Source organism: Candidatus Nitrospira nitrificans (assembly GCF_001458775.1).
Taxonomy (GTDB): domain Bacteria; phylum Nitrospirota; class Nitrospiria; order Nitrospirales; family Nitrospiraceae; genus Nitrospira_D; species Nitrospira_D nitrificans.
The window spans coordinates 462,036-475,968 of record NZ_CZPZ01000001.1; the positions used below are offsets into that span (position 1 = coordinate 462,036).

A 13,933-nucleotide genomic window follows, 5' to 3' on the forward strand; every position below is an offset into this window, starting at 1 on the left:
GAAGCGGCTTTTTTGTTGTCATCAGACCTCAAGCTGCTTCTCGCTCCATGATGTCAGCCAATTACGAAAGGATCTCCTTATGAGCATCCGTAACCATACAATCGGATCCGATAATGGGAACGGCGTTGCCGCCCCGTCGTCTCCGCTCACGACGGCGCCTTTCCCGGCTTCGCAGAAAATCTATGTGCATGGCGTGCAACCCGGCGTGCATGTCCCGATGCGGGAAATCAGTCTGTCCCAGACCAAAGGGGCGAATGGAGCCAGCTCTGGCAACACCCCTGTGATCGTCTATGACACGTCAGGCCCCTATACCGATCCCTCGGTCACAATCGATGTCCGCAACGGACTGCCGCCGTTGCGGCGCGCCTGGGTGCTCAGCCGACAGGATGTAGAAGAACTGCCGGATGTGAGCTCGACGTACGGCCGTCTGCGCGCGACCGATCCGAAGCTGGCCGAATTGCGCTTTCGACATATCCGTAAACCCTTGCGAGGGAAGGCCGGCAAGAACATCACCCAACTGCACTATGCGCGAAAAGGCATCATCACGCCGGAGATGGAGTTCATCGCCATCCGTGAAAACCAGTCACGTGGGCCCGCAGCCGACCTGGGTGAGCGCAACGGTCATGGGGGTGGCGTCAAACAGCATCCTGGATTTGCCTGGGGAGCCAGCATCCCGTCCGTCATTACACCCGAGTTCGTGCGCGACGAGGTTGCCCGTGGCCGCGCGATCATCCCGTCGAACATCAACCATCCGGAAAGCGAACCGATGATCATCGGCCGGAACTTCCTGGTAAAGATCAACTCCAACATCGGCAATTCCGCCGTCGCCTCGTCGATCGAAGAAGAAGTCGAGAAAATGATCTGGTCGACCCGCTGGGGAGCCGATACCGTGATGGATCTCTCAACGGGAAAAAACATTCACGAGACACGCGAATGGATCATTCGCAATTCACCGGTGCCGATCGGAACGGTGCCGATTTATCAAGCGCTTGAAAAAGTAAACGGCAAGGCGGAAGACCTCACCTGGGAAATCTTTCGCGATACCCTGATCGAGCAGGCGGAACAGGGCGTCGACTACTTCACCATTCACGCCGGGGTGCGCCTGGCCTATGTGCCGATGACCGCCAAGCGGATGACCGGGATTGTGTCGCGTGGCGGGTCGATCCACGCGAAATGGTGTCTGGCTCACCACCAAGAAAACTTCGCCTACACGCACTTCGAAGAAATCTGTGAGATCATGAAGGCCTACGACGTGGCCTTCAGTCTCGGCGACGGGCTCCGCCCGGGATCGATTGCCGATGCCAACGACGACGCGCAGTTTGCCGAACTCGACACATTGGGCGAGCTGACCAAGATCGCGTGGCGGCACGACGTGCAGGTCATGATCGAAGGTCCTGGCCATGTGCCGATGCACATGATTCAGACCAACATGGAAAAGCAGCTTGAGGCCTGCCAGGAGGCTCCCTTCTATACCTTAGGCCCCCTGACCACCGACATTGCTCCAGGCTACGACCACATCACCTCCGGCATCGGTGCCGCGATGATCGGCTGGTACGGATGCGCCATGCTGTGCTACGTCACCCCCAAGGAACATTTGGGCTTGCCGACCCGGGAGGACGTCAAGACGGGCGTCATCACGTATAAAATTGCCGCGCACGCGGCCGATCTCGCCAAAGGTCATCCCGGCGTGCAGGCGAGAGACAATGCCCTCTCAAAGGCACGGTTCGAATTCCGTTGGGAAGACCAATTCAACCTGTCACTCGATCCGGAAACCGCGCAGCAGTTCCATGACGAGACGCTTCCCGACAACGCCGCCAAGGTCTCGCATTTCTGCTCGATGTGCGGGCCGCACTTCTGTTCCATGAAAATCACGCAAGACGTCCGTGATTACGCCGCGCAGCTCCAAGTCGACGAACACCAGGCAATTCAAATCGGCATGAAAGAAAAATCCGAAGAGTTCAAGAAAACCGGTTCCGAAATATACCGTTAATCGTTATTGGTTAAACGTTAAACGTAATTCATCGCAGCACATCGATTAACGATTCACGGTGCACGATTAACGAGGTTCCAATGGCCAAACCAAGACCCGCACCATTACGTGAACGAGATATCACCCGGCACATTGCCCGGGAATACTATAAAGAGTTCGATCAGCTGATTGAGAGCGACGTGATCATCGTCGGCGCAGGGCCATCAGGGCTTATTTGTGCCCACGACTTGGCCGCAATGGGATTTCGCACCGTCCTCATCGAGCAAAGCCTGGCCCTGGGCGGGGGATTTTGGTCCGGCGGGTATCTCATGAATAAGGCCACGATTTGCGAGCCGGCGAATGAGATCCTCGAAGAGGTCGGCGTGCCTTGCAAGAAAATCAAAGAGTGTGAGGGGATGTACATGGTTGACCCTCCCCATGCCACGGGCGCCCTGATCGCGGCCGCATACAAAGGCGGGGCCAAAATCATGAACCTCACACGCGTGGTCGATTTGATTCTGCGCAATGGCGGCCTATTGGAAGGAGTCGTCGTCAACAGCACCACCGCCGAAATGGCAGGTCACGATCTCATCCACGTCGATCCCATCGCCCTCGAGAGCAAGATCGTGGTCGATGCCACCGGCCACGATGCAGTGTTGGTCGAACTTCTTCACAAACGGAACCTGTATAATAAGGTACCCGGGAACGGCGCCATGTGGGTCGCCCGATCTGAAGAAGAAGTGATGGATCGTACCGGAGAAGTGTATCCGAATTGCTTCGTCATCGGATTGGCTGTCGCCGCCGTGTACGGCACCCCAAGAATGGGCCCGGCCTTCGGCTCGATGCTGTTGTCCGGGCGATATGGAGCGGAGCTGATCAAGAAGAAACTGAAACAGGAATAAACCGGTCAGTGGTCATCGGTCACTGGTCATTGGTGCGGGTGAAAGCCACCGTGAGCACATGACCAATGACTATTGACTAATGACCTGCGTTGCTACACAGATGGATATTCAGGATTTTTTGGTCCAAGGCGAAGGACGCGAGGAAGACAAGCGTCAGGCGTGGGATCTCTTTCAGCAGGCCTATGAACAGCAGATGAAGCGTGAACTGGAAGAGGCCGTCAACCTTTACAGGAAATCGCTGGCCACCCATCCCACGGCCGAGGCCCACACATTCTTGGGGTGGACCTACAGCTGGATGGGACGGATTGACGAGGCGATCGAAGAATGTCACAAGGCCATCGCGCAGGACCCTGATTTCGGCAACCCGTACAACGATATCGGCGCCTACCTGATCGAGAAGGGTGAATTCGACGAGTCCATACCCTGGTTTCAGAAGGCGATACAGTCCAGGCGATATGAGAATCCAGCCTATCCGCACCTCAATCTCGGCCGCGTGTATGAGCGAAAGGGAAACTGGACAGAAGCCATCGATTCCTATAAGAAAGCGCTCACCCTGGACCCAAACTACGCGCTGGCCAGGAAAGCGCTCGGACGGTTGGTCAGCTCGCTGAATTGAGGCGGCCTATCTTGTTTGTCTAGTTTCTCTGGTCAGTCTAGGCGTCGGTTTATCGAAAGGGTTCCCTGAAAGACAAAATCGAGGCGCACACATGAATACAACGGGGCACCAGACAGACGAGACAGACCGAATAGACAGGAAAACCATTCTCGTCGCCATCACCGATCTATTCTTCTACACCAAAGTCCGGGACGCCTTACGTCAGCCGGACTACCGGCTTGAAAAAGCGCGTACACAACAGGATATTATCGACAAAGCCCTATCGACGAACCCAGACGTGATTATGTTCAATATGAACGACCTGACGCTTGACGCCTTTCAGGCACTGGAACAACTGAAAGCCGATCCACGGTTGAAGGACATTCCAACCCTGGCCTTTGCCAATCATGAAGAAGTCGATACGTGGAACCGCGCAAAAGCGCTCGGCGTGACGAAGATCGTCTCTCGCAATGAATTCTCCGCTCGAACGAGGGCGTTGGTCGATGAAGTCATCAACAACCATGTCTTCAAGTCATAAGATTCGAATGCCGTCAGTCCGTGGACTTTTGACTTGAAGATTTGTACACGTTCTACATAAACCTGAGCATGAAACAATCTCGTCTTTACGCGCAACATACCCAACTCGGAGCGACGTTTGAGGAAGTCGCCGGCTGGGAAATACCGGCCCACTATGGAGATGTCGCGGCTGAACATCGTGCTGCCCGCCAGGCAGTGGGGATCGCCGATCTCTCCCATCGCGGCAAGCTCAGAGTCACGGGCGAGGATCGCGTGAAGTGGCTGCAAAGCGTCCTCAGCAACGATGTCCTCTCTCTCCAACCGGGACAAGGCCGCTACTCCAGCTTCTTGACTCACAAGGGCAAGATGCTCACGTACTTCCGCCTGTACATGGAGACGGAAACCGTCATGTTGGAAGACGTGGGCGAGATCGGGGATGCCACGTTCCAAGCCCTACGCAAATTCCTGCTCTACGGAACCAAAGCCAAAATGGAGAACTGTGCGGAGAGTTGGGGGCTGCTGTTGATCAGCGGACCGAAGGCCGCGCATGTGGTGCAATCCGCGTTCGGCGTGGATGTCACGGACTTGAAGCCGGTCGCTTTTGTCCCGGCGCAGATCGGCGGACACCATGCTCTGGTGTTATGCACCGAAGAGACGGGAGAAGTTGATATCGAGGTGCTGCTTCCCGCCGATAGTCTCCCGACCGCTTGGACCAGTGTCATGCAAGCCGGGGAAAAGTTCGGCATGAGGGCTATCGGCAGCCACGCGCGCGAGGCCTTGCGCATCGAAGCCGGCATCCCGAAGGTCGGACTGGATTTGAACGAAGAGATCGTCCCGCCCGAAGCGAATCTTGAAGGCAAAGCGTTCAGCTTGAACAAGGGGTGCTATCCGGGACAAGAAGTCCTCGCGCGTATGGACACGTACGGCAACGTACGCCGCAAGCTGGCGGGTCTGGTCTTTCAAGATTCAATTGTTCCATCCCATGGAGCCAAACTGTATAGCGGCGACCGTGAAGTGGGCTGGCTCAGCAGTGCCGTCCATTCCTTCCAGCTCAACAAGACCATTGCGTTCGGATTTCCTCTGCGCGACTTCAGTAAACCGGGGACAGAACTGACCGTGGAATTCGAAGGCAGCAGATATCCGGCCACCATCCAGACCCTGCCCTTCTACACCAAACAGTAATCCATACCTCCCAACGACACATGCCCGCTGATGCCCAAGAAGACAGTACGCAAACCTCTCCCTATCAGGCGGCGGGGGAACTTGCGGGAATCACTCGCTTGGTGGACGAATTTTACGTCAATATGGATGCCTTGCCTGAAGCTGAAACCATCAGACACATGCACCCACACGATTTAACCGAATCCCGCAAGAAACTCACCTATTTCCTGTGTGGCTGGCTCGGAGGTCCTAAGCTATTTCAGCAGCACTATGGGCCGATCAGCATCCCAGGTTTTCACAGACAATTCCCCATCGGGTACGAAGAACGGGATGCCTGGCTGCTCTGCATGCAACGAGCCATCGCCGTCCAACCGTATAGTGACCAATTCAAGGACTACCTCTTAGCCGCACTCAGCATCCCAGCCGAACGAGTCCGGGAAGCGAACACAGGGGAATTCTAGGGCGACGCCCCTGGTTCTCCCTGACCGGCCGTTACGTTTAGATACATCTCTGAATCCTCCCGGATACAGGACCTTGAGCTTCATAAGGTCAGCGTGAGAAACCGTTATCCTTCAAAATCAATGCGATCGACGAAAACTCGCCCCATCTTGTTCAGTCGTTCACATGGCATTCTCCTTGCTGTAGCTGAAAGGGGAACGCGTCGGATCATTATTCACGGAATCCAACCGACTCGGGTAAGCCTCACAGACGTTGCGAAAGCCGCAGACCTACGAGAGAGGAATAGGCGGCCAGGGAATCCGCGTTATAAGGTGAGCGCTGGTTCTAACGGTTCACACGATGCATTTCATCTCACACAGTTCCGCACAGCCTGGATTCATCACTTCGATCGCGTCGGAACTGAACTCGATCGGTTGCGAAGCCTGGATCGACGTGGACCGGTTTTCTGCAGGAAAACAATCGCTGCCGGCGGTCGTGGAACCCAGCGTCTCTCAAGGTTCTCTGACGAAATCGTTCGCCGGCCTATGCAGGAAGCTTCGGAGAACTTTTCCTGAAGGTCTCGACTAATCACACCGGTCATTCCATCCCTCTGCCCGCGTCTTTGCTCAGGATTTGTGCCTGACCTACCGCAAACGTGTCCTCGCAATTGATCCGAGACGAAGCTATCCCGCCCAACAAATTCCATGGTGAGCATCTGAAATCGCGGATGTGTCGTCCGTTCATGTTGCTCCATCCTGCGACAATAGACGACCATGCAAACGATTGCAGTAACAGTTGGGCAGAGCCGCCTCGCCATACAGTCACCGGATAACGGTACGGAGGCTCCCAATGAGCGCGAATATTAGTCCACAGCCCTGATTTACTTCAGCTATCAGCAGCCGGAGTCACCCAAGACAGCGACATCTGGAAAGTCGAGAAAAAGAACGGTGCCTGGCAGAAACCGGAGAGCCTATGGCCACATATCAATTCGCCCTACCGCGACCATATTCACTGGACCAGGCTGTCAAAAGGAGGGAAGCGCCTCATTATCACCAGTACGCGTCCGGACATGGGACCGCGGGGCGGACATGACGAGTGGATTTCCTGCCAGAATCCAAAGGGCGAATGGCAAGAGCCGCTGAATCTCGGCGATACGATCAATACAAGCGGCGAAGACATGTGCTGGACCTTACGCCCGACGGCAAGACGTTCACGGGTAGCTCAGGACCTCGGGATTCGTACAATCACGATATGCTGTGGCTTCACAACGACAATGTTCCGTTACTCAAGAATTTTGAGCCGATCGGGCCACCACCCACCTTGCTCGTCACCCGTGAAGTGCCGCCTCGCGCAACAAAGTGATCGCGAACTCGGACTCAGAACAGGAGAGCGCCTCGCAACGACGCTCTCGTGTTGCTGCAAATTCAGCGCTCCGGATTCCGTGCCGCCGTGACCGCCGAGGCGAACTTCAGCAGGCTCTCCCGTTCTTCGTCATCCAAGGCCAACAATAGATGCGCTTCCTCGCCATGCATCAGGCGCAGGCTTAAGAAGGGCTCTTCACGGCGTTTTTCCTTGTTGTCCCACATCGCGTCGATCAGCTGCACCTTATCCAATTGAGCGACCGACACCACGTCGTACCGAAAATAGGAATCGCCGATGACGATGTCGAACACAACGTTTCCCGCCGTCAGCAACGCCACATTGAAGCGACCTTGCTCTTCGTACCCTTCCGGCAAAAATCTATTCACGTGGCAGAGCGAAACCTTTCGGTCACCCAATGCCTGGCGAAATTTTTCTCTCAACGCGTCGTAATCAATCTGCAGGGCCTTTTCATCCGGCCCGGTTGCAGCTACGGCCGCCGCTTCCGCTTTCGAGAAAATATCATCGGCGGACATCAATCCTGACATGACGTGTGCTCCCCTCTCTCGTTGAAGTGGATCTGACCAATGACATCGAGAGCCGTACGGTAACCGGCCATCCGCGGCAATTGCAAGGGGCCAGCGCGGGCGGGAGGGCCTTACGGCCTCGCCGGCACGACGTGAGAAAATCGCTTAGTACCTGCCTCGTCCAGCACCGTCACTTCAAGCGCGTCCTTCGTGACATGGATCAGGCCGAAGTTCTGGTATCCCGACTCGTTTACTAATTGCACGGGATGCAGTTCATCGCTGGCAGCAGTAAGCCTTCCCGGCCTTGCCGAGAGTGGACCTACCATATACTCATGAAAATCGATGACCCCATCCTGATTAGGATCATAGGCGTTGCCTTGAACCCAATGTACATCCCCGGCCAGAAACACCACGTTCTTGATCGTGTGTCCGAGAATGGCATCGACAATCACCTGCCGCTCTCTTCCAAAGCCGGTGCCGCTTGGCTCATGTCCCCACCCATCATTGCCCAGGCCACCTTTCTCAACCGACAGTGGAACGGAAGTGGCGATGACTTTCCAAGTTGCCGTAGAGGCGCGGAGTCCGTCGAGCAGCCATTTCAATTGCGCCTCCCCCAGCATCGTTTTGAACGGGCCGTCTTTATCCTCATTGCGGCTTCGATATTGCCTGGTATCCAATATGAAAAGCTCGAGATCGGCCCCGTATCGAATACTCCGATACATGCGATGAGGATCCTCCGCGGGAGAGGCGATCGGCCAATATTCGCGCAATGCCTGACGGCCTGCCGACATCTGTTCATCGAACGGTCCCGCGAAATTGTCGCGGACCTCGTGATCATCCCAGATCACATAAACCGGAATTGTTCTTAAAAATCGCCGGAGCGCCTCTGCGCCGCGCTGATAACGGTGCCGCGCTCGATAGGTCTGCAGCGTGGTGGCTTTGAAATCAGCGCCCGGCTCGTTCGGCGGCGAAGGACAAGGATTGTCGCCATAGATCGTATCGCCTAGAAATAAAAAGAAGTCGGGATTGTGTCGCTGGATCACATCGAAGATGGGATAGCCGCCCGCTCCCTGCCGGCATCGTCCCTGACCGCCGAGGTCGCCGCTCCAAGCGAACGTGACCGCGGCGGAGATCTTCTCATCCGGCAAGGTGATGAATTCGCAGGACCTTCTTCGTTTTCCGGTCCGCCACTATCTTGAGGACCCCTCTGGTCTCCCGGACCGCCCCAGCTCTGGGAACGAGGGACATCGGAATAATGCGACAATCGCACTCGTACCCGCGAGCCGCCCTTGGCCGCCGGACTCGCAGGGAGCTGCCGTGTGGTTTGGTCGGCAGAACCGATCAGGACATGATAGCGATAGCGTGTGGCAGGGCTCAGACCTTCCAGTGGAATGGTCAGGGTATAGTCCGTCTCCTCGGTCGTCGTGATGAACGACGTTCTCGACACCGGGGCCACCGCCGTCGCAAGCTTCGAGGCCTGTTTCCATCGCGCGACCGTGGCCCACTCAACCTGCACTGAAGCGGGACCATCGGTTCGCAGCCAGAGCAATGCGCCTTGCGAACTGACATCGCCGACCGCAACACCGTGAGACAAGATATCCGAACCCACGAAGAACCTTCCCTCGGACGAGCTGCTGGACCGAACAGGCCCAGGTGAAAAAGCTGGACAGCCGACCAGAGAGGAGACCAGAAATAGGATACCGACCGTCAGAAAGAACGCGCGCATCGGGCAGTCCTACCCTATGGAGCTATTTGGGGTCAAGCAACGAAGCGAGGCCGCAGACTTGAATATCGGCACAGCCGACCGGCATACTGAACAGGTTCGGAGGAGACTACGATGTTGGATACAAATTGCTGCGTGCCCAATTGCCTGGAGAGACCCTATGCTCCGGCCGGCACACGTTCTATCTGCAAAGACCATTTTCTCAGCTTTCTTACCTGGCGCCGCCGCCGTGGCACTCAGATGTTCCATACCTACGCCGGCATGTCGATGGAAGAGCGCAACACCATCGCCGCCGAATGGATGAAAACCATCAGGACAGATGACGTGCCCGCTGCGACACCGAAGCTTTAATCACCTTTCCCCTCAAGCGGCGGCCTGGCGGTCTCCTCACTGCGCGCATCCAACAAGGGTTTTCTGAGGACGAGCGCTCTTAATCCCCTTCCATCTCATAAGGCGAGCGGTGATGTAGTTTTCTCCTGCGCACGTTCACCGAGCATCGCCAATCCCTTTCTCCATCCCCTTCTCGACGCGGGCGGCCTGGTGGTCTCCTAACTGCGCGCATTCAACGAGGGCCTTCTGAGGCCGCGCGTTGGGCGAGCACAGGAGACTACCAGGCTGCCCCGCACTCCCCCCTATCCCATCACAGGCGACCCGTGGTGATGGATCAGCAGCCACTCATCGCCGATCAGTTCAAACAGGTTCGTCGCGAGGACCTTGGCTTGCTGCGGTTCGTCGGATTGTTGGGTGGTGAGATTTTCAACGCAGATGACCCAGGCCATATCCCCTGCCACCTGGACCATCACGTCGGTGAGTTCGAATGTCATCGAGAAGGTGTTGTTGAAGATCAGCACCCAGGAATCGCGGACAGCGGGCCACCCGGAACGAATCGTCCAGCCTGGGTGAATACAGGTGACGTATTCTTGATGGGCCCAGAGCTCGTCCATCTTGGCGATGTCGAGACTCTCAAATGAGTCGTAGAATTTCTGGTTGGCTTTCATGACGGCTTCGATGCGCTGTTTCAACACACTGCGCCCCTCAGTAGCGGACCATATCATACTGCAAGCCGATAGGGCGCTGCGAGGACATTCTCAGTGGCACCAACAGGACAAAAACGATAGAGACACGCCTCATACTGATGAGACTCGTACCCTATGGCCTCGCCGGATCCGGAGTCGTAGATCGTCGACACATCGGCAGGTCTCGGGATCAACCAATCGCGGCCGGCTTGGTCTCGGGAAACCGCCGGTGCCTGAAGACCACCTACCGCTTAACAGATTCTTGGAGGCTTCGAGCAGTGGCATTGCCAAAAGAAGCGACATGGCCATGCCCACGCCGTCTCGGGAGACTTCTAAACAAGTCTTGCAGTGTAATCAGAACTCCACCGACGATTTCTTGAAGCTCCCGTTCCGTGTACTGCAGCGGGACCAGGCGACGCCGCTGCCACCCGCTAAGCGAGAAGGTACCGCCCAACTGCCTATAGGGAGGCTCACACACCACCATGAATTCCCTCCCTTGATCGTCTTCAATAATGAACCCCTTCACGTTCATACGGCCTCACCTCCTTCTCAGAGGTAATGTTCCCGGCACATATTTGCCCGGCAGCGTCTCTTTTCTCCGACTGTGCGACGGGAACGGCTCGCGCCGCTCTGTACTGCATGTGGTTCTGTATAATGGTCGAGCCCACTCTATCCCCCGGTTCACACAGCGCCAGTACCATGATCAAGCTGAGAAAAAGAGGCCACGACCAGGAGGATACCTGCTTCTAAACCCCTGGCTGCCTTTTACGTGAGGGTGCGGAATCCCCAGGAAGGCGTGGGGACTCCGCTGAAAAATGGGAGTGCGCAAGCTCCCTCCTCGATGTCGGCATCAGCTGTTATCGTGTATTATCTCTCTAAACTTCTCCCGTGCCGTCCCCGCTCCGGTGGCCCACCAGGTCGCCCATCTCACTGCGGAAGATCCACCATTCTAAAGAAGCTCATCGAGACCATACCGTCCCAGTTAGTACTGGAGCTGCAAGGCGACGTGGAACGAATCGACCTTGTTGCCCGACGCGGTCGGGCCATAATTGCCGGCGAAGCCCTTCGTCTCGATATCGCCGTACCGGCCATACGCCGAGATGCGTGCATTGTGGCCGGAAATGATGTAGTTCACCCCATACTCAAACTCCTGCCGCAGGGCGCTGTATCGGGGATCAATGCTGACGAACCGCACGTAGGGTTGGAACCGTCCGATCCCGACTTCCTGCGGAATCAGGTACAACCCATACACCGTCCAGGAGTGGCCATTGAAGATACAGAAGCAATCCCCGCCGCCGGCAAACGCTCCGGCCCCGTAGTTGGCCCAGTACCGTTTAAATTCGGCATTGAACGTGAACACGCCCATGTTGTTCGGCAGCAGTTTTTCCACTAACAGGTCGACGATCGCCCCGGTGAAATCACTGCGCCCCAAGGTCGGGGAGCCGGCGCCATCTTTTTGATGGATCACGTTGCCCGAAATCGCAAAAATATCGCCCGCCGTCCCATAATAGGTGCCGGAGGTGTAATACCCAGGGTTGTCTTCATCGTTCAACAGGTTCCATTGCAAACGCCCGGCATACAAGAGGCTGCCGGTGGTATTCGGTCCCCCGCGCGCCCCGGTGAATACGGAGGCCACGTACAAGAGATGCGTCCCGAAGGGATGGACCTTGCCGAAGAAGACTGCGCCGTTGTCACGACCATAGAGCCCCGCCTGCCCGCCGGTCGCTCCATTAGGCCCGCTGGGAAAGTTCCCGCTGAAATCGGCCGGGTTGAAAGGCGTGCGGAAGCCATCGAAGGTCGCATGGTAGAACGGCCCGTTCAACTCCCCCCGCTCGCTCGGCACCAAGGTGCGGCCCACCCAGAGGTTGACCCGCTCGTTGATCTCGAATTTCCCGATCGCGTCGAGCAATCCAATGTTGGAGTTCCCGCCGAACTGGGTCCCCCCGGCGCCGACGTTACAGTTGAAACAGTCCGTGTTGAAGGTGAACTTCACGTACTTGTGAATTTGCCCGTTGATGTAGATACGAGCGTTGTCGATTTTGAAGTCGTTGCTATAATGCCCGCCTGCGGCCCCTTCTTGGCTGTTGAAGCTGGAGCGGATGCCCATGCCGATCGAAATCCATTTGTCCTCGTCGGCCTTGATCGTGCCCCCCGCATAGGCACTCGGCAGCGTGGTTCCCATTCCAGCCACCAGCGCCGTCACGGCCCCAGCAACTAAAACCCTGCTCCATGACCTTGTCAGCTCTGTCTTCATTGAGGTAGCCCTCCTTGTGATTGTAAGCTTAGGCTCTAACTCCACGTGCAACACAGAGCCGCCCGTCTCGGCCAGATGATCGAATCCCGTTTCTGTTCGCCGGCAAATCTTGGATGTCGGCACCGCTCCCTGTAAAGGTGAAACGGCGAACCGTCTCGCGGCCCGCGCCTATTTCTTCTGATAGGTCCCTTGATGATTGATCCAATCGCAGCCCTTCTCGGGATTGGTGTACTCGCTCCAGGGCTCGGGTTTCACCAAACCCTTGGACCGCCAAATCGTCTTGAACTGACCGTTCTTCAGAATTTCGCCGATCAGCACCGGCTTGTGCGTATGCTGATTGGCCTCATCCATCATGATCTGCCCGCCCGGCGCCAGGAACTTTTGCCCGTAGACCGCCTTGCGCACCTTGTCCACCTCGATCGACCCCGCTTTTTCCACGGCTTGCTTCCACACGTACACGCCGAAGTACGCGGCTTCGATGGGGTCGTCGGTGACCCGATTCTCCCCGTCGGGCAGGTTGTTCTTCTTGCAATACGCCTTGAAGTTCGCCACGAACTTCTTGTTTTGCGGCGTGTCCACGCTTTGGTAATAATTCCAGGCCGCCAAGTGCCCGACCAGCGCGCTCGTGTCCATGCCGCGCAACTCATCCTCCGCCACGCTGAACGCCATGATCGGCGCGTCTTCGGCGCGCAACCCTTGATTGCCGAACTCTTTATAGAACGGCACGTTGCTGTCCCCGTTGATGGTGCGGATGACGGCCGCGCCCCCCCCGGCGGCGAACTTCTTGATCGTGCCGCAAATGGTTTGATAGTCCTGGTGATGAAACGGCGTGTATTCTTCGCCGATGTTGGCCGCCGGCACGCCCTTCGCCAATAACATGGCCCGCAAGATCTTGTTGGTCGTGCGCGGATAGACGTAGTCGGTCCCGAGCAGATAAAACTTCTTGTAGCCCCCGCCCTCGGGGCTCATCAAGTATTCCACCGCCGGGGCCGCCTGCTGATTGACCGCCGCGCCGGTATAGAACACGTTGCGCGAGCACTCTTCGCCTTCGTACTGGACGGGATAGAAGAGCAACCCGTTGTTCTTTTCAAACACCGGCAACACGGATTTGCGGCTGACCGACGTCCAGCAGCCGAACACCACCGACACTTTGTCTTCCAACAGCAGCTGCTTGGCTTTTTCGGCGAAGAGGTCCCAGTTCGACGCGGGATCGACGACTTTCGCCTCCACCGGTCGGCCCATCACCCCGCCCGCCTTGTTGATCTCCTCCACGGCCATCAGCACCACATCCCGCAACGACACTTCGCTGATCGCCATGGTCCCGCTCAACGAATGCAACACGCCGATCTTGATCGGCGGGCCGCCCGCCGCATACGACAGGGCGTACTGGCCCAAATTGCCCACGAGCGCCGCCACGCCGACGCCCGCCGCCACGCGCCCGCTCTGCCCGAGAAACTCCCGCCGTGAGGACCC

The 13,933-nt window shown here is 57.0% G+C and carries 14 protein-coding genes; 7 read left to right on the plus strand and 7 right to left on the minus strand.

Features of this window, described 5'->3' with window-relative positions; all coding sequences use genetic code 11:
• The first annotated feature begins 79 nt into the window (after positions 1-79).
• The 6 genes from thiC to COMA2_RS02020 all read left to right on the plus strand — a co-directional run bounded on the left by thiC (position 80) and on the right by COMA2_RS02020 (position 5,604).
• Complete coding sequence (thiC, locus tag COMA2_RS01995; protein WP_090894158.1) at positions 80-1,990, plus strand: phosphomethylpyrimidine synthase ThiC; 1,911 nt, start codon at positions 80-82, stop codon at positions 1,988-1,990.
• 80 nt (positions 1,991-2,070) lie between these two features.
• Entirely contained in the window at positions 2,071-2,871 is an 801-nt protein-coding gene (locus COMA2_RS02000) for a sulfide-dependent adenosine diphosphate thiazole synthase (RefSeq protein ID WP_090894159.1), read from the plus strand.
• Positions 2,872-2,950: 79 nt separating this feature from the next.
• Positions 2,951-3,487, plus strand: a complete 537-nt coding sequence (locus COMA2_RS02005; protein ID WP_245630806.1) for a tetratricopeptide repeat protein — start codon at positions 2,951-2,953, stop codon at positions 3,485-3,487.
• Between the two features lie 91 nt (positions 3,488-3,578).
• The gene (locus COMA2_RS02010) at positions 3,579-4,004 is read left to right on the plus strand and encodes a response regulator (RefSeq protein ID WP_090894162.1); all 426 of its coding nucleotides are present in this window, start codon (positions 3,579-3,581) and stop codon (positions 4,002-4,004) included.
• 68 nt (positions 4,005-4,072) lie between these two features.
• On the plus strand, positions 4,073-5,164 hold the full coding sequence (ygfZ, locus tag COMA2_RS02015) for a CAF17-like 4Fe-4S cluster assembly/insertion protein YgfZ (protein WP_090894164.1): 1,092 nt from the start codon (positions 4,073-4,075) through the stop codon (positions 5,162-5,164).
• Between the two features lie 20 nt (positions 5,165-5,184).
• Positions 5,185-5,604 (plus strand): group II truncated hemoglobin, encoded by a 420-nt coding sequence (locus COMA2_RS02020; protein WP_090894165.1) that lies wholly within the window; start codon positions 5,185-5,187, stop codon positions 5,602-5,604.
• 1,401 nt (positions 5,605-7,005) lie between these two features.
• Here the strand turns inward: COMA2_RS02020 and COMA2_RS02035 are convergent.
• From COMA2_RS02035 to COMA2_RS02045, 3 genes are all read right to left on the minus strand, one after another.
• Positions 7,006-7,488 carry a hypothetical protein gene (locus COMA2_RS02035; protein ID WP_090894169.1) on the minus strand — a complete coding sequence of 161 codons (483 nt, stop codon included), beginning with the start codon at positions 7,486-7,488 and terminating at the stop codon, positions 7,006-7,008.
• Between the two features lie 110 nt (positions 7,489-7,598).
• Positions 7,599-8,615, minus strand: coding sequence for an alkaline phosphatase D family protein (locus COMA2_RS02040; RefSeq protein ID WP_175304339.1), 1,017 nt, complete (start codon positions 8,613-8,615; stop codon positions 7,599-7,601).
• The gene (locus tag COMA2_RS02045) at positions 8,507-9,076 is read right to left on the minus strand and encodes a PhoD-like phosphatase N-terminal domain-containing protein (protein ID WP_175304340.1); all 570 of its coding nucleotides are present in this window, start codon (positions 9,074-9,076) and stop codon (positions 8,507-8,509) included. Before COMA2_RS02045 ends, COMA2_RS02040 begins: the two co-directional genes overlap by 109 nt.
• Before the next feature lie 228 nt (positions 9,077-9,304).
• Here COMA2_RS02045 and COMA2_RS02050 point away from each other — a divergent pair, with 228 nt between their 5' ends.
• Positions 9,305-9,541 carry a hypothetical protein gene (locus tag COMA2_RS02050; RefSeq protein WP_090894173.1) on the plus strand — a complete coding sequence of 79 codons (237 nt, stop codon included), beginning with the start codon at positions 9,305-9,307 and terminating at the stop codon, positions 9,539-9,541.
• Between the two features lie 281 nt (positions 9,542-9,822).
• Here the strand turns inward: COMA2_RS02050 and COMA2_RS02055 are convergent, their stop codons facing one another.
• The 4 genes from COMA2_RS02055 to urtA form a co-directional block, all read right to left on the minus strand.
• Positions 9,823-10,215: a nuclear transport factor 2 family protein gene (locus COMA2_RS02055; RefSeq protein ID WP_090894175.1), complete on the minus strand. Its 393-nt coding sequence runs from the start codon at positions 10,213-10,215 to the stop codon at positions 9,823-9,825.
• A gap of 235 nt (positions 10,216-10,450) precedes the next feature.
• Complete coding sequence (locus COMA2_RS02060) at positions 10,451-10,738, minus strand: hypothetical protein (RefSeq protein ID WP_090894176.1); 288 nt, start codon at positions 10,736-10,738, stop codon at positions 10,451-10,453.
• Between the two features lie 450 nt (positions 10,739-11,188).
• Positions 11,189-12,460, minus strand: a complete 1,272-nt coding sequence (locus COMA2_RS02065) for a hypothetical protein (protein WP_090894178.1) — start codon at positions 12,458-12,460, stop codon at positions 11,189-11,191.
• Between the two features lie 168 nt (positions 12,461-12,628).
• A complete protein-coding gene (urtA, locus tag COMA2_RS02070; RefSeq protein ID WP_090894180.1) occupies positions 12,629-13,894 on the minus strand; it encodes an urea ABC transporter substrate-binding protein in 1,266 nt (421 codons plus the stop codon).
• Positions 13,895-13,933 lie beyond the last annotated feature (39 nt).